Origin of the sequence: Microbacterium sp. HA-8, from assembly GCF_046111165.1 — a bacterium.
Lineage (GTDB): Bacteria > Actinomycetota > Actinomycetes > Actinomycetales > Microbacteriaceae > Microbacterium.
The window spans coordinates 3,299,119-3,314,879 of the sequence record NZ_CP162025.1 but is presented as its reverse complement, the minus strand read 5'-3'; the positions used below and the strand labels follow the sequence as shown (position 1 = coordinate 3,314,879).

Annotated in this window: 11 protein-coding genes and 4 pseudogenes; 12 read left to right on the top strand and 3 right to left on the bottom strand. The window is 66.0% G+C overall.

What is annotated here, in order from left to right; translation table 11 throughout:
• Nucleotides 1-37 precede the first annotated feature (37 nt).
• The 7 genes and pseudogenes from AB2L57_RS15830 to AB2L57_RS15800 form a co-directional block, all read left to right on the top strand.
• Nucleotides 38-826 carry a hypothetical protein gene (locus tag AB2L57_RS15830; protein WP_409047527.1) on the top strand — a complete coding sequence of 263 codons (789 nt, stop codon included), beginning with the start codon at nucleotides 38-40 and terminating at the stop codon, nucleotides 824-826.
• A gap of 115 nt (nucleotides 827-941) precedes the next feature.
• The gene (locus tag AB2L57_RS15825) at nucleotides 942-1,196 is read left to right on the top strand and encodes a hypothetical protein (RefSeq protein WP_100812810.1); all 255 of its coding nucleotides are present in this window, start codon (nucleotides 942-944) and stop codon (nucleotides 1,194-1,196) included.
• A 449-nt stretch (nucleotides 1,197-1,645) separates the two neighbouring features.
• Entirely contained in the window at nucleotides 1,646-2,596 is a 951-nt protein-coding gene (locus tag AB2L57_RS15820; protein WP_157814047.1) for a zeta toxin family protein, read from the top strand.
• Entirely contained in the window at nucleotides 2,593-3,153 is a 561-nt protein-coding gene (locus tag AB2L57_RS15815; protein ID WP_157814048.1) for a recombinase family protein, read from the top strand. Before AB2L57_RS15820 ends, AB2L57_RS15815 begins: the two co-directional genes overlap by 4 nt.
• A gap of 263 nt (nucleotides 3,154-3,416) precedes the next feature.
• Complete coding sequence (locus AB2L57_RS15810; protein ID WP_409047526.1) at nucleotides 3,417-4,823, top strand: hypothetical protein; 1,407 nt, start codon at nucleotides 3,417-3,419, stop codon at nucleotides 4,821-4,823.
• A gap of 78 nt (nucleotides 4,824-4,901) precedes the next feature.
• Nucleotides 4,902-6,344, top strand: coding sequence for an IS1182 family transposase (locus AB2L57_RS15805; protein WP_081766114.1), 1,443 nt, complete (start codon nucleotides 4,902-4,904; stop codon nucleotides 6,342-6,344).
• Between the two features lie 606 nt (nucleotides 6,345-6,950).
• Nucleotides 6,951-7,364: pseudogene (locus AB2L57_RS15800) on the top strand (IS21 family transposase); the annotation flags it as partial.
• A 105-nt stretch (nucleotides 7,365-7,469) separates the two neighbouring features.
• Here AB2L57_RS15800 and AB2L57_RS15795 read toward each other — a convergent pair.
• Nucleotides 7,470-8,240 carry an ATP-binding protein gene (locus AB2L57_RS15795; RefSeq protein WP_036301803.1) on the bottom strand — a complete coding sequence of 257 codons (771 nt, stop codon included), beginning with the start codon at nucleotides 8,238-8,240 and terminating at the stop codon, nucleotides 7,470-7,472.
• A complete protein-coding gene (gene istA / locus AB2L57_RS15790) occupies nucleotides 8,237-9,820 on the bottom strand; it encodes an IS21 family transposase (protein ID WP_036301801.1) in 1,584 nt (527 codons plus the stop codon). Before istA ends, AB2L57_RS15795 begins: the two co-directional genes overlap by 4 nt.
• A gap of 150 nt (nucleotides 9,821-9,970) precedes the next feature.
• Between istA and AB2L57_RS15785 the strand changes: the two are divergent.
• The 5 genes and pseudogenes from AB2L57_RS15785 to AB2L57_RS15765 all read left to right on the top strand — a co-directional run.
• Nucleotides 9,971-11,113 (top strand): annotated as a pseudogene (locus tag AB2L57_RS15785) (DDE-type integrase/transposase/recombinase); the annotation flags it as partial.
• A complete protein-coding gene (gene istB, locus AB2L57_RS15780) occupies nucleotides 11,110-11,889 on the top strand; it encodes an IS21-like element helper ATPase IstB (RefSeq protein ID WP_198159083.1) in 780 nt (259 codons plus the stop codon). The pseudogene AB2L57_RS15785 and the gene istB, both read left to right, overlap by 4 nt.
• Before the next feature lie 140 nt (nucleotides 11,890-12,029).
• Nucleotides 12,030-13,631: pseudogene (locus tag AB2L57_RS15775) on the top strand (Mu transposase C-terminal domain-containing protein); the annotation flags it as partial.
• A gap of 2 nt (nucleotides 13,632-13,633) precedes the next feature.
• Complete coding sequence (locus AB2L57_RS15770) at nucleotides 13,634-14,494, top strand: TniB family NTP-binding protein (protein WP_000344784.1); 861 nt, start codon at nucleotides 13,634-13,636, stop codon at nucleotides 14,492-14,494.
• Nucleotides 14,495-14,595: 101 nt separating this feature from the next.
• A pseudogene (locus tag AB2L57_RS15765) lies at nucleotides 14,596-14,805 on the top strand (winged helix-turn-helix transcriptional regulator); the annotation flags it as partial.
• Between the two features lie 9 nt (nucleotides 14,806-14,814).
• Here AB2L57_RS15765 and AB2L57_RS15760 read toward each other — a convergent pair.
• Nucleotides 14,815-15,738 carry a transposase gene (locus AB2L57_RS15760; protein ID WP_409046861.1) on the bottom strand — a complete coding sequence of 308 codons (924 nt, stop codon included), beginning with the start codon at nucleotides 15,736-15,738 and terminating at the stop codon, nucleotides 14,815-14,817.
• Nucleotides 15,739-15,761: the final 23 nt, after the last annotated feature.

Genomic DNA, 15,761 nt, shown 5'->3' with positions numbered 1-15,761 from the left:
CGACGCCGCGAACCGCGAACGGATCAACCGGAACGAGGTGGACCGCAACCGCCGCGCCGCGGAGCAGAAGCGCCGTGAGGAAGAGCGCCGCGAGAAGAACGCGAGGAAGTCGCGCGACTACTATCACGCCAACATCGAGCAACGTCGCGCGTACCAGCGTGACTACCTTGCTCGACGCAAGGCCGCAGATCCTGACGCGTATCGCGAGGAACGCTCACGTGCGAACGCGGAGTGGCGTGAGCGGCACAAGGAAGAACGGGCGGCGAAACGCCGTGACAAGTATCGGGACGACCCGGAGCAGAAGAAGGAAAACGCACGCCGCCACTATGAACGCAATGCCGAGCAGATCAAGGCAAGAAGGCGCGAGTACTACGCGGCAAACAAGGAACGCGAACTCGCGGCGGCTCGCGCCTGGAAGGCACGAGAACGCCGCCGCATCGAGGCCGGGCTCCCACCGCATAGGAGACACCGCGCAACATCCACCGAACGAGACACCAACCTCGAGAGCGCCACGCTGTTCTTCGCGCCGCATCGGGACGCGAACGCGGTCGCTGCCCTCCGCGACGAAGGTCGCACGCCGCAACGTCTCCTCGACGAATGGCAACGCGATTGCTACCGCGCCCGCACCACCCACTACGCCGCCCGCAACCCCGAACTCCGACACGATGTACCGGGCCGACTTTCCGCCGAAGAGCAACGCATGGAGAACGTTGCGCGCGAGATCAATGCACGGCTCCGGATCGGCGAAAAGCGCGTCATCGAGCGAGGAGACGCCGCCCGACCACACGCCGGCCCGAACTCTCAGACGAGAGGAATGGGGCGATGATTCCTCCCCAGGCGCGTCGTTGGTGTGGTGCTCACTCGCGAGTTAGCCCTGTGCATCGCGGGGAACGAGAATATTGGCGCAGCCGCTCCTGCGCGCACGAAACGAAGGGACCAGCATGATCGATAGAACAGACGTCGAAGCGACCATCACGCGAGTTGCTGTTGCGGCCTTCACCTACTACCCCGAGCGCGCGACCGAGGAGCCGGGTTACACGCTCGGCGAGGACGTCGCCTGGTGTATCAAGCCACTCGTCGGCTTGCAGGGGCCAGCGCGCGGGGTGTGGCGGTTGCGCATCGCTGGACTCATCACCGACCCCGCCGCCGACCGGCGCGCTTTCATCAGAGACATCAGCTCTCTCGCACGCGAGTAATCCCTTCGGCCGGTGATCCGCGATCGTACGCGCCGTCGCGCGGCCGTCAAGGGCGCTTCGCGTCGCGTTGCGACACGGCTGGCGCCGTGCCCCTGACAACCGCAGACCGCCGTGAGGAAGCTAGATATCACGGCGAAGGACAGGAACGCCGAAATACCGCTTCAGCCTTTTCGGTTTAGCCAGCTAAACTCGCGCCAGGAGGCGGAAAACATGGCGGCTGGCCAATCTGCATGGCGTGTGAATGACGCCATTGCGTACGACGAGATGCGTGAGGGAGCCAGCGCGCTCGCGTCCCAGCTTCTCCAGCGAGCCCAACAGGGCGGTGCGTCGCTGGACTCCGTCGTCAGGCTTCGTGCGCAGGCCAACGCCGTCAATGGGTTCGATCGTGCGGCTGTGGACCGGCTCACGGCTGAACTCGAATCACGCGGTTCAAGCGTTGCGAGCAACACGTGAGCGACGTCGTAGCAGGGGGCAGCAGAGATCCCCTCAACGAATACGAACGCACTATCGAGCCAATCCTTTTCCCGCCTGTGGATGGGGATACTTCACCTCACCTCACTCTCATTGCTGGGGGGCCGGGGAGCGGCCGGGGACGAGCGATCGCGCGTGCGCTTGACGCCTCGCCGACCGCCACGGTGCTCTCGTCGACGGAACTTCGCGCCCTTCATGCTGCGGTCGCAGAGACGGGCACGGCATCGACTGCGAGCGTGAACGCGGATGTTGCTGAGTGGCTGCGTGCGGCGATCTCCCATGCCCGTGAGGTGCGACGCCCCCTCATTATCGAAGGCGACTTCCGCACGCCCTTCGCGGCGCTGGGCGTCGCGACGCAGTTCCTCGATGCCCGCTACCAAGTGCAAATGGTCGTTGTTGTGCCTCGGCGCGCAGAATCGCTGCTTGCTGTCGCGTCGGCACACTTTCGGCAGATCCAACGGACAGGCCATGCCGTCGAGGTATCCGTCGCTGAACACGATGCACGTTGGACCGATGTCCGCGACGTGCTTGCCGCGGTCTCCGCCGAACGGGGCGTAGAGGTGACGATGCTCGACGGGTCCGGAAACGGACTGCCCACCGGTTCGAGCGACTCGTTCAATCGCGCCCGCGCGGGCGGACCCACGAAGCGAGCCGCAGTCGAATGGCTAGGAGAGCTGCGCCGCATCACGGACTTTGCCCGCTCGCTACCGCCGCGAGCCACAGATCTCGCCTTGCTCATCGAGTTGCATCAGGTGGCTCTCCGCGAGGTCGTCCCGGCCATGAACCTGCCCGCGAGCTCGACCACAGGCCCGCAACTGGAGTCTCGTCTAGCGGCCGAGGCCCAGTCGCTGCGCCGCCAGCTCTCCGCATTGCCGACGAGCGATCCGTCTACGACAGCTGCTCCCGAGATGCCTGTGATCGGCCGATGACTTCACGCGTCGTCGGCTACACCCGGACCTTGCGCGCAGGTGCGCCGATTGATGAGGACGTAGCCGTGCTCAAGGCGCACGGCGCGGAAGAGGTCTTCGTCGATGCGGGGGAGGGGCACCCGCGCGATCGGCCTGAGCTCAAGGAATGCCTCGCGAGGCTCAGCGCAGGCGACACTCTCGTGGTGACGAGCGCCGCGCGGCTCTCGCACAGCTTGAACCACCTCGTCTCTACGCTGCGATCCCTCGACGATGATTCGATCTACTTTCGGTCTATCGCCGAACCCAAACTAGATCTGGCTCCGGCGTCCACTTCAGAAACAAGCGCCTACCTGATCGCGTTGGATGATGTCCGCCGCGCCTTGCTCGGTGACCGCGTTCGCGCAGGACTCCGAGCCGCCAGGATGGAGGGCCGCAGGGCGGGGCGTCCTTCTGTCATGACTCCCGACAAGATCGGCATTGCGACCGAGCTTCGATCCCACGGCCGATCGGTGGCTCACATTGCAAATGTCGTGGGCGTGAGCGCCAGCGCCGTTCGTCGCGCGCTCCGTACCGTGTAGACGAACTGAAAATCGTGAGGTTGCGAGATCAACACACGTCGGAGCTACTGAAGCTCGTTCCGGCTATTGCAGGAGAGATTCGTCACAGGAAAATCGTCGCGTCGGGCGGGGGCGATTCGAATGGTTGGGATAGAGATCGGCTCTCAAGACTGACGCGACCAAGAGTTGTTTACGCAGCTCACAGGCGCTGAAGCGTTCCTACTAGTCGCGCGACGAACCGGCCATCTCCGTCGCACATGCAGACAGGGCGCTAGCTTTGTCGCATGGTGTTGCCGGAGGATGCTCGGTCCCGAGCGATCGCTAGTCTCCAACGCTGGCTAGACGAGACGCTGAAGCGCGACTTCCCGCTCGTCTCAACGATTCCGCTGACGCCCCAAGTAACGGGAACCCACTCGGAGTCGCTCATCGCGCTGATCCGAGATGCTACCGAAGTGCTGGGTCTTGACAAACCCTCCAGCGTTAACTTCAACGACTTGCGGGACTGGGCACAGCTACAAACGCACTCGTTGACGGCGGTGCGCGAGAGGCTTTCCGCCCTCGCGCGCTTCGAGCCGTTTGGCAGTGCGTTGGCGGTCGGCGTATTGGGCGAACTCTGCCAGACGGTTCGAGATCAGCTGAATGGCGTCCGCGCAGGCCGTGAGGTTTCGCTGCCGGCGGAGATAGTAAGCGAACGGTACCTCACGGCAATCAGGTCAGCTCGCGGAGACGTATCCCCCCTCCGAACGATGTTCGGTGGGGATCGGGAGCCGGTTGATGACCGCGGTGTCTTCCGACCAGACATAGTGATTGGGCACTTCGCGTACAGGACGAACGAGCTTATGTCGCGAGTTGGCCAGCATCTCCTATCCCTCGGCCTCGCGCCGGTCTCTGACGCATCTGCGGGAGTGGCTGTAGTGGGCTGGATTGCGAGTTCTCCGGATCCACCACTAGCTGCCTGGACGATGCACATCGTGCTCGATGCCTTATCGGTCGGCGAGAGCCGTGGTGTGCGTCGGGAACTCAGTGCAGCGTTGAGATCAAGAGAGACTATTGGACGGAAGACTCATGCTCTTGTGATGGAGGCGATGGCCTCGGTCGCGGCGGAAGCATCGAGTGATCGTCGCGCGCAGTTACTGACGGGTGCGTACCGGCACCTCGTCGAGGGATCGATCCGGCCCTTTGTTTGGGCGATCTTGTCGTTGCGAGCAGGACGATGGACGGAGCCGCCAAGTCTTTCCAACGTCCGAGACGCGATGCTAGCTAGTGATGAGTTCCTGCGCCGATTGGCCATCTCCTCGGTCTTTGTGGGCCTCCGGAATGCTTTTGCTCACGAGACCCTCGAATGGGATGGCTTCGACGAGGTACTACGCGGCGAGGGTGATGTGATCACTCTTAGTTCCCTCGAGGACTGCGTTCGGCGGTTGGTCGCTTTCGACCGCGGCTGTCACGCGGCTCTTGCCTTTGATCGAGCAATGCGTGCGTCAGAGCCGGCTGGCTGGCCAGCGGCAGGAGACCTCAATCGGATGCCTGAGTGGTCGCGCGCTGAGGCATTTTTCGGTTCGAACGGGATACGACTGGTCGATCTTGCGGCCGCGGGCGCGGTCGTTCGCGTCAAAGTCGAGCGGTTGGGTGTGGCTGACGTAAATCCTTGCTTCCAAGCACTAGGTGCGTGGGTCAGATCCTTCCGTTAACGCGCCGGGGTGAATCCGGTGGATAGCGCGGGGTGCTGGGAGAATCGATTCATGACGGTGACTGCCAGCCTGGAGGGTCTGTTCGAGGTCGAGCCGGGTGAGGCGCGGGCGCCGGGATCGGCTGCACCGGCGGGTGCGGGCAAGACGTTCCGTGGGTATGACCAGGGGCAGTGTTTCCTGCTCCCGCCGAGTCTGGATGACTGGCTGGACGAGGATGATGAGGCCCGGTTCATCTCCGAGGTCGTCGAAGAGCTCTTGGATCTGACGCCGGTCTACGCGTCGTACGCGTCCGCCTCGGGTGCGCCTCCGTATGACCCGCGGATGATGTTGAAGCTGCTGCTGTTCGCGTACGCGACGGGCGTGACCTCGTCTCGTGAGTTGGAGCGGCGCTGCAAGCGCGATATCGCCTTCCGGTGGCTGTCGGGCAACCAGGCGCCCGACTACCGGTCGCTGGCCCGGTTTCGTCGGCGTCACCTGGATGCCCTGCCGGGGTTGTTCCTGCAGGTGCTGCGGGTCTGCGCGGAGGCGGGGCTGGTGCGGTTGGGGCGGGTCGCGCTGGATGGCACGAAGCTGGCTGCGAACGCGTCGCGGCATAAGGCGATGAGCTATGACCGGATCGTGCCGAAGATCGATCAGCTCCAAGCCGAGGTCGCTGCGCTGCTCGCCGAGGCGGAGGCGGTCGATGAGGCCGAGGATCAGCAGTTCGGCCAGGACCGGCGCGGGGACGAGGTCGCCCCGGAGCTGGCCCGCCGTGAGGGGCGCCTGGCAAAACTACGTGCCGCGAAGGACGCGATCGAGGCCGACGCCGCCGAGAAGGCGGCAGCCGTGGCGCGGAAGAAGGCCGACGCCGCCGGTCAGCCCCCTGAGCAGGCCGACGCGGCCGTCGCGACTGCGGTGGACACGGCGGCGCCGAAGCCGAAAGCGCAACGCAATTTCACCGATCCTGAGGCGCGGATGATGAAGACGGTCCGCGGCTTCGATTACGCGTTCAACGCGCAGGCCGTTGTCGATGAGGGCCACCAGATCGTGTTGAGCGCCGAGGTCACCCAGCAGGCCACCGATATCCAGCAGTTCGTCCCGATGGCCGAGCAGACCCTACGGAACCTCGACGCGGCAGGAATCGAGCGTTCCCCAGAGGTCGTCCTCGCTGACGCGGGCTACTGCTCGGAAGCCAACCTCGAAGCCGCCGACGATCTGGACGCACAGGTGTTGATCGCGACGGGACGGCAACGTCACGGCGAGAGCTTCCCTACCGCCGGCGCCCCGGACCCGGCCCCAGAGGACGCGAGCCGGCGGGAGCGGATGGCGCACGCGCTGCGCACCGAGCAGGGCCGCACCGACTACGCGCGCCGCAAAGCCATCGTTGAACCCGCGTTCGGGCAGATGAAGACCCGGCAAAACGCCGGACAGCTCCGGCTACGCGGACTCGCCGGCGCCCAAGGCGAATGGCTACTCCACACGATCTGCCACAACCTCCGCAAGCTCCGCGTCGCTACAGCCGCCGGGCTGGCGCCCGCATAGGCCTCCCCAGGGGTCCCTGGGCGTCACAGCACGCACCGACAGTCGCCACGAGCCCCTCGCCGTGCGATCCCGCACGCTCTCACACCGCAACGGCCCGCCCGTTCCCGTTCGCGACCGTCAGCGCGCGATGCCAGAGTCAACGCCGCGCGCCACGCCACCCGATTCTGACCCGCGCACCTAGCCAATTTGATGTCATTTTCAGAAGACGACTGCACCAGTTGATTGGGCGTAATGGCTGTTGTGCAGCCAGCTCCTGACAGTTCAATATCAGAAGTGATCTGCACCAATCTCGACTATGCTCAATACTCGTGTGCACCAAAGCGAGGTGAGCATGGCGACGGACACCCCACGGATTCCAGAACAAGGCGTGGCCACTCTGCCTGATGAGGCTTGGGAGCGTGCGCGCCGTCGTGTGTCGGTGGCCATGGAAAACTGCCCGTAGGCGGTCACGAGACCTGCCCGTAGGTGGCCAGGAGAACTGCCCGTTGGTGGCCATGAGTTCTGCCCACGTCTGATGGTTCCGCCCCGCGCGTCGTCGCGATGGTGGGGCCCCTTCCCGGTTCGATGACGGGTGCTTAGGTCGTCGTCGCCCGGGAAGGGGCTGTGTTGAAGTCTGACGGAGAAGTCATGGAGATTCTGGAAGCGTTCGATGCGACGGGGTCGTATCGGGCTGCGGGGCAGCTCGCGGGTTGCTCTCATCACACGGTCGCCGCGTATGTCGCGGCGCGGGACGCGGGCCGGCCTGTCGGCGCTGCGGCGCGCAGGCCGCGCGTCATCGACGAGTTCCTGCCGAAGGTCGAGGAGTTGGTCGAGAAGACGAAGGGCAAGGTTCGGGCCGACAAGGTCCACGAGGTGCTGACCTCGATCGGGTTCGAAGGGTCGGAGCGGTCGACCAGGCGGGCGGTCGCTGCGGTGAAGGCGTCGTGGCGGGCGGGGAACCGTCGGGTGCATCGGCCGTGGGTCACCGAGCCGGGGCTGTGGTTGCAGTACGACTTCGGCGACGGGCCCGTGGTCGGCGGGGTGAATGGCGCGTAGCGCTTCTTGGTAGCGCGAGTCTGGCGAGTTGGTAGCGGTGTTGGGTGGTGTTGGTAGCGGCCCGGCCGTCGCTGACCGGGCCGCTGGTCGTTACTCCCAGTAGGTCTCTTCTGTTCGGGCGTGGTCGTGGCGGAGTCTGCGCATGTCGATTTGGCCGAGGTTGATGGTTCGGGCGTGGTTCGCGAGCCGGTTCACGATCGAGTCCGCCGCGACCCGGTCGGGTAGCTCGGTGACCCAGTGGCTGGGGCCGGTCTGCGAGGCGATCACGGTGGGGAGGCGGTGTTCACGGTTCGCGAGGATCGCGAACAGGTCGCTCGCGGCGTCGCTGTCGATCCCGACGGTGAGGAAGTCGTCGAGGATGAGCAGGTCGGTTTGCGAGAGCTCGTTGAGCAGCTTCTGGTGGGCGATGCCGTCGCCGCGGGCGATGACGAGCCTGCGGGCGAGGTCGTCCATGCGGGCGTAGGTGACGGCGTGGCCGTTGTGGCAGGCGGCGATCCCGAGCGCGCAGGCGAGGTAGGTCTTCCCGCCGCCGGTCGGGGAGATGATGAGCAGGTTCATCGGGTCGGCCCGCCAGTCGTGGGCGGCGTAGCGGCGCATCCGGACGGGGGTGATCCCTCGACCGTCCCGGTAGTCGATCTCCGCGACTGTCGCGTGCGGGATCGGGAACCCGGCCTGCCGGGTCAGCTTCTCGACCTTGTGTGCCCGCCGCTGTTCGAGCGCGTCGTCGACGGCGGTGAGGAACAGCTGCTCCGGGGTGAGGGTGTCGTTGACCTCGTCGGCGATGAGTTCCTCGAGGCGGGTCGCGACGTGCGTGACCCGTAGTGCCCGGAACTTCTCGTAGTCGATGCTCGTGAACGTCACCGGTCCGCCTCCCCGCTGGTGGCGTAGTGCGACGCGTCGCGGACGAACACGTCCGGGCCGTCGGCGACGTCGCCGCCGCGTTTCCGTGTCGACGCGGCCGGTGTCGCTGGTCGGGGCTTCTTGGTGTCGCTGTCGATGCCGGCCATGATCCGCTTCAGCGTCGTGTAGGTCGCCTGACCGCCCCGGTTGATCAGCTCCTGGCAGGCAGCTTCGAGTCGTTCCCGGTTCTGTTTCCCCAGCCCGCTGAGCACGTTCTGGCAGTCGAGGTAGCCTTGCGCCTCGATCTTCTGCCGGTCCAGGATCTGCTCGATCACCTCCACTGTCGCGGGTCCGAAGCTGCGGGCCCGGTCGGTGAACCAGCGTCTGGACCACAACCCGTCGATGTTGCGGTGCTGCGGCGGGACATGCTCGGGCAGCGTCGAGTACTGCCCCTTCCGGCCGACGAGGCGACGGTGTTCGCAGACGATGTCGTGGCCGTCGAACACGGTCACCCGGGTCTGCGTGAACCGGACCCGCAGCAACTGTCCGGCCAGCCGGTAGGGGACGGAGTAGCGTTGCGAATCCGCGGTGACATGGTAGTTGCGGCCGGCCTTGAGCTCCTTCCAGGTCACTTCCTCGAACGCGGCGTCGGGCAGCGCCGCGAGCAGGTGCGCCTCCTCGGCAGTGAACCGCTCCCACCGGGTCGAGTCGTCCGCCCGGCGCAGGTCGTGATTGATCTCCCGCACCCGCTCATCGATCGCGTCGTTGAGCTCGGACAGGGTCGTAAAGACGTCGTCCTCGAGGTAGCCGATGACACGCTTGTTGACGACGTTGACCGCGTTCTCGGCCGCCGCCTTGTCTCTCGGGCGCTTCGCCCTGGCGGGGACGATCGCGGTGCCGTAATGATCGGCGAGCTGCTGATAGCGGGCGTTGACCACTCGCTCCGCGTCGCCCTTGCGCGCCTGATGCGTCGAGGTCGCCGGGTTGTCCGGCACGACGATCTGCACTACTCCGCCATAGGACGCGAACGCCCGCACGTGCGCGTCCAGCCACGCCTCCGACCGCATGTCCGCGTAGGCGCGGCAGAACAACGCGCCCGAGAACGGCAGCACCGCGACGAACAGCACCGCCCGGGTGATCTCGCCGGTGACCGCGTCGACCAGGTCGATCGTGTCACCAGCCCAGTCCACGAGCATCGCCCGCCCCGGCTCGTGATGCAGCGTCGCGACCAGATCATTGGTGCGGACGTAGTCGGCGAACAGGGCGCAGAACTGCGAGTACCCATACTTCTTCCCCGCCCCACGCGCATCGGTGTAACGACGCCACGCCTGCAGCAACGTGAAGTGCCGGTTCTGCCGCATCGACGCCAGCACCCGCGCCAGATCCGGCTGGTCGTACTCGTCCGACACCCGCCGGCGCCCGTCCGGGAACCACTCCGCCAACTCGCGATCGCTGACCGCGATCGCCGACTCGATGCCATGCTCGACGATCGCCTGCCTCACACGCGCGACATCGCGATGCGAGCACCCCACGACCTCGGCCACGTCCCGGTAGCTGCGCCGCTCCAGCAGCAACGTGAGAATCCTCCGGTAGTCCGTCATGTTCCGCCTTCCACACAAGAACGGCGACGCCCATGCGTCACCGTTCCCTCAGCAGAGCACCACACCCCAGCCCGAGCGCTACCAACTCGCCGGAAAGCCGCTACCGACTCCGTGGACTCGCGCTACCAGGAAGCGCTACGCGCCAGGGTGAAGACGGTGCTGTTCGTCGCCTGGCTCGCGTTCAGTCGGTTCCGGGTGGTGATCCCGATCCGCGACAAGACCCTCCCGAGCGTGTTCGCCGCGTTGGATCGGACGTTCCGGGCGGTCGGGGGCGCGCCGACGTATGTCCTCACCGACAACGAGAAGACGGTCACCACGATGCATATCGCGGGGGTCCCGGTCCGCAACGCGCAGACGGTGTCGTTCGCCGCGCATTACGGGGTCACGGTGCTGACCTGTCAGCCCGCGGACCCGGCCTCGAAGGGTGGCGCGGAAGCGTCGGTGAAGCTCGCGAAAGCGGACCTGGTGCCCACCGATGCGAACCTCCGCGACCAGTACGCCTCATTCGGCGAACTCGAGGCGGCCTGCGACGCGTTCATGGACGACGTCAACGGGCGGGAGCACCGGGTGACCAAGCGGCGCCCGGTCGAGATGCTCGCTGAGGAGCAGCAGCGGCTGCACCCGGTCCCGGGTCGTGCTCACACCATCGCGTTCGGAGTGTCCCGGCGGGTCGGGGAGAACACGCCGATGGTCGCGTTCGAGAACGGGCAGTATTCCGTCCCGCACCTGCTGATGGGCGCGGAGGTGTTCGTCCGTGTCCAGGGCGCCGCTGACTCCGAGCGGGTCGTGATCGTCCACCACGGCATCGACGGGCCCGTCGAGGTCGCCCGACACGACCGCGCCCGCCCCGGGACCCCCAGGATCGACGACGCCCACTTCCCCGCCCAGCCGGGGGTGAAGGTTCCCGGCGACTACACGATCAAGGCCCGCAGCACCGAGGAGGCGGAGTTCCTCGGTATCGGTCACGGCGCCGCGGCCTGGCTGCTCGAGGCCGCAGCGGCCGGGACGCAGCGGATGAACCAGAAGATGCGGGAAGCCGTCCAGCTCGCCCGGATCCACGGGATCGAGGTCGTCGACGAAACCCTCGGCACCGCAGCCGCGTATGGCCGGTTCGATACCGGTGATCTCACGTCGATCCTCGGCAGCCGGATCACCGCGACGCCGGCGAGAGCGGCGTCGGAGACCCGGTCGCTCGCGCAGGGCACGTCCGGGTGGGCCGCGATCGGCCAGCCGCGGGGTGTGATCGTCCCCGTCGTCGAGATCATCGCGACGGACGAGGAGGACGAGCTGTGAGCGTCGCGACCCCTGCCGCCCCGCCGATCCCGGCCGAGTTGGAGCAGACCATGCGGCAGCTGAAGATGCCCTACGCCCGCGGCATCGCACCCGACGTGTTCGCGACCGCAAGGGCACAACGCTGGGAACCCGCGGAGGTTGTCAAAGCACTCCTCGACGCCGAGATCGCCGGCCGGTCCCGGTCCATGCTCGCCGCCCGCCGCAAGGCCGCCGGGTTCCCCACCGGGAAGACCTTCGACTCCTGGGACCAGTCCCTGTCGACGATCCCGGCGCCGACCCAGCAGGCGTTGCGGACCCTGGAATGGGTGCACCGGCGGGAGAACCTCGTGATCTGCGGGCCCGCCGGGACAGGGAAGACGTTCTTCCTCGAAGCGCTCGGCCAGCACGCCGTCGAACAAGGCCTCCGCGTCGCGTGGTTCCGGCTCGAGGACCTCGGCGCGCTGATCCGCGCGCACCGCGTCGACGACACCGTCACCCGCACCGTCGCCCGGATCCTCCGCGCCGACCTCGTCGTCGTTGACGACATCGGTCTACTCGGCGTCGGCGACGACGCCGCGGAAGGCCTCTACCGGCTCGTCGACGCCGCCTACGAGAAACGATCGATCGCGATCAGCTCGAACCTGCACCCCTCCGGGTTCGACGAGCTCATGCCCAAGACCCTCGCGACCGCGACCGTCGACCGGCTCCTCCACCATGCCCACCTCGCGCAGACCACCGGCGAGTCCATCCGCCTCGCGCAGGCCCTCGCCGGCACGGGGGTGACCCCCATGACCTGACCCGGCGGGACTGCCTCACGCGGCCAGGGCCACCACAACCCGGTGGGCAGAACTCCTGGCCGCGAATGGGCAGTTCCACTGGCCACCAGCGGGCACTTCCGCTGGCCGCCTATGGGCAATTCCTACTGGCCGTTGACAGTCGTGCGGAGATCATCAGTCCGTTGGCGCAGTCGGAGACGGTCGGGCACGAAGCGGCCGATATGGCGGCTCAGGCGCTGGGCTTGTCTCGGCGCCAGGTATACGTTCTGATCCGGCGTGCCCGGCAAGGCAGCGGCCTCGTGACGGATCTGGTGCCCGGCCAGTCCGGTGGAGGTAAAGGTAAGGGGCGCTTGCCGGAACCGGTCGAGCGCGTCATCCACGAGCTACTGCAAAAGCGGTTCCTGACCAAGCAGAAGCGCAGCCTAGCGGCCTTTCACCGCGAAGTCACTCAGGTGTGCAAGGCTCAAAAACTGCGAGTGCCGGCGCGCAATACCGTGGCCTTACGGATCGCTAGCCTTGACCCGCGCAAGGTCATCCGCCGGCGGGAAGGCCAGGATGCCGCTCGTGACCTACAAGGTGTGGGCGGCGAGCCTCCTGCCGTGACCGCGCCGCTGGAGCAGGTGCAGATAGACCATACGGTCATCGACCTGATCGTGGTCGATGACCGCGACCGGCAACCTATTGGCCGCCCGTACCTGACCCTCGCCATCGACGTGTTCACCCGCTGCGTGCTCGGCATGGTCGTCACGCTGGAAGCGCCGTCTGCCGTTTCGGTTGGCCTGTGCCTCGTGCATGTCGCCTGCGACAAGCGCCCTTGGCTGGAAGGACTGAACGTGGAAATGGATTGGCAGATGAGCGGCAAGCCCTTGCTGCTCTACCTAGACAACGCGGCCGAGTTCAAGAGCGAGGCCCTGCGCCGGGGTTGCGAGCAGCATGGCATCCGGCTGGACTATCGCCCGCTGGGACAGCCGCACTATGGCGGCATCGTGGAACGGATCATCGGCACGGCGATGCAGATGATTCACGACGAACTGCCGGGAACGACCTTCTCCAACCCTGACCAGCGCGGCGACTACGATTCCGAAAACAAGGCCGCCCTGACGCTGCGCGAGCTAGAGCGCTGGCTCACATTGGCGGTCGGCACCTACCACGGTTCGGTGCACAACGGCCTGCTCCAACCGCCGGCCGCGCGCTGGGCCGAGGCCGTGGCGCGTGTCGGCGTACCGGCCGTCGTCACACGCGCTACTTCGTTCCTGGTCGATTTTCTGCCGATCCTCCGGCGCACGCTGACCCGCACCGGCTTTGTCATCGACCACATCCACTACTACGCCGATGCGCTCAAGCCGTGGATTGCGCGGCGTGAACGCTGGCCGTCCTTTCTGATCCGGCGCGATCCGCGCGACATCAGCCGTATCTGGGTCCTGGAACCGGAGGGACAGCATTACCTGGAAATTCCCTACCGTACCTTGTCGCATCCGGCTGTCACCCTCTGGGAACAACGGCAGGCGCTGGCGAAACTGCGGCAGCAAGGGCGCGAACAGGTGGATGAGTCGGCGCTGTTCCGCATGATCGGCCAGATGCGTGAGATTGTGACCAGCGCGCAGAAGGCCACACGCAAGGCGCGGCGTGACGCGGATCGCCGCCAGCACCTCAAGACATCAGCTCGGCCGGACAAGCCCGTTCCGCCGGATACGGATATTGCCGACCCGCAGGCAGACAACTTGCCACCCGCCAAACCGTTCGACCAGATTGAGGAGTGGTAGCCGTGGACGAATATCCCATCATCGACCTGTCCCACCTGCTGCCGGCGGCCCAGGGCTTGGCCCGTCTTCCGGCGGACGAGCGCATCCAGCGCCTTCGCGCCGACCGCTGGATCGGCTATCCGCGCGCAGTCGAGGCGCTGAACCGGCTGGAAGCCCTTTATGCGTGGCCAAACAAGCAACGCATGCCCAACCTGCTGCTGGTTGGCCCGACCAACAATGGCAAGTCGATGATCGTCGAGAAGTTCCGCCGCACCCACCCGGCCAGCTCCGACGCCGACCAGGAGCACATCCCGGTGTTGGTCGTGCAGATGCCGTCCGAGCCGTCCGTGATCCGCTTCTACGTCGCGCTGCTCGCCGCGATGGGCGCGCCGCTGCGCCCACGCCCACGGTTGCCGGAAATGGAGCAACTGGCTCTGGCACTGCTGCGCAAGGTCGGCGTGCGCATGCTGGTGATCGACGAGCTGCACAACGTGCTGGCCGGCAACAGCGTCAACCGCCGGGAATTCCTCAACCTGCTGCGCTTCCTCGGCAACGAACTGCGCATCCCGTTGGTTGGGGTAGGCACGCGCGACGCCTACCTAGCCATCCGCTCCGATGACCAGTTGGAAAATCGCTTCGAGCCGATGATGCTGCCGGTATGGGAGGCCAACGACGATTGCTGCTCACTGCTGGCCAGCTTCGCCGCTTCGCTCCCGCTGCGCCGGCCTTCCCCAATTGCCACGCTGGACATGGCTCGCTACCTGCTCACACGCAGCGAGGGCACCATAGGGGAACTGGCGCACTTGCTGATGGCGGCGGCCATCGTCGCCGTGGAGAGCGGCGAGGAAGCGATCAACCATCGCACACTCAGCATGGCCTGTTGAGTTGCATCTAAAATTGACCCACTTAGGGTAAAGATTTGCGTCGAAATTTGACCCACGTATGACACTGTTTCCCGTCTGGATATGGCGGGAGAAATCAAGGAGTGATAAACGTGGCGATATTGAGCGCAATTCGACGCTGGCATTTTCGCGATGGTGCGTCGATTCGGGAAATAGCCCGACGAAGCGGCCTGTCCAGGAACACCGTTCGCAAGTATTTGCAAAGCAAGGTGGTTGAACCGCAGTACCCAGCGCGAGACAGCGTTGGCAAGTTAAGTCCTTTTGAGCCCAAGTTAAGGCAGTGGCTCTCCACCCGGGCGCTGTCAAGCTGCCTGGAGTCGTTCGGGCTGTGGTTCGGTGTCGGTCTTGGGCAGGTTGATGCCGACGATGCCCGCGGGCAGCGGGGTGGTCGGGCGGCGTCGGAATCGTTCGGGATGCTGCTGGTAGTAGGCCAGCTGTGTCTGCTCGCGCCTTCCCCAGGCTTGTTCCCAGGTGCCGTCGTGGACCTCGTCGGGTGAGAACAGGGCGATCCCGGAGTGTTTGTGCTCGGCGTTGTACCAGGGCACGTACCAGGCCATGAACGCTCTGGCCTGCTCGAGGTCCTCGAACGTGCCGGGGTAGTTCGGTCGATACTTCATGGTGCGGAACTCCGACTCCGAGTACGGGTTGTCGTTGGAGACCCGGGGCCGGTTGTGCGTCTGTGTGACCTTCAACTTGCCGAGGTAGTCCTTCAGGACGGTGGACCGCATTGCCGGCCCGGAGTCCGCGTGCACGACGTCGGGTCTGCCCTCGCGGGCGATCGCGGCGCGGAACATCTCGACGGCGAGGTGGTCTGCTTCGCGGTCTTCGACCCGCCAGCCGACGAGCTTGCGGGAGTAGATATCGATGATCGAGTACGCCTTGAACGCGACACCTCGCCACGGGGAGCGCAGGTCGGTGATGTCCCAACTCCAGACCTGCCCGGGGCCGGTCGCTTCCAGCACCGGTGCCTCGCGCGGCGGTCTCGTGCTGCCTCTGCGTGTCGGGGCGACCGGGCGGATGGACTGATCCTCGATGTCTGCGGCGACACGCCACCAGGAGCGGCGGGAGCCGAGCATCACCCCGGCGTCCCAGGCGTCCGCGAACGTGTGATCGACGGAGACGCCCTCGACCCAGCCGGCGGTGATCAGCTCCGCGATCTGATCCCTGTCGGCCTGGTCGATGCGAGACGGATACGCCCGGTCCTTCTGCGGGATCGGATTGGTCACGCCGGGCCGCGGGCTGCGACGGT

Excerpts from the sequence above, each read along its gene's own strand:
- AB2L57_RS15810 (WP_409047526.1), top strand. The coding sequence starts at position 3,417 with ATGGTGTTGCCGGAGGATGCTCGGTCCCGAGCGATCGCTAGTCTCCAA.
- istA (WP_036301801.1), bottom strand. The coding sequence starts at position 9,820 with ATGACGGACTACCGGAGGATTCTCACGTTGCTGCTGGAGCGGCGCAGC.
- AB2L57_RS15825 (WP_100812810.1), top strand. The coding sequence starts at position 942 with ATGATCGATAGAACAGACGTCGAAGCGACCATCACGCGAGTTGCTGTT.
- AB2L57_RS15815 (WP_157814048.1), top strand. The coding sequence starts at position 2,593 with ATGACTTCACGCGTCGTCGGCTACACCCGGACCTTGCGCGCAGGTGCG.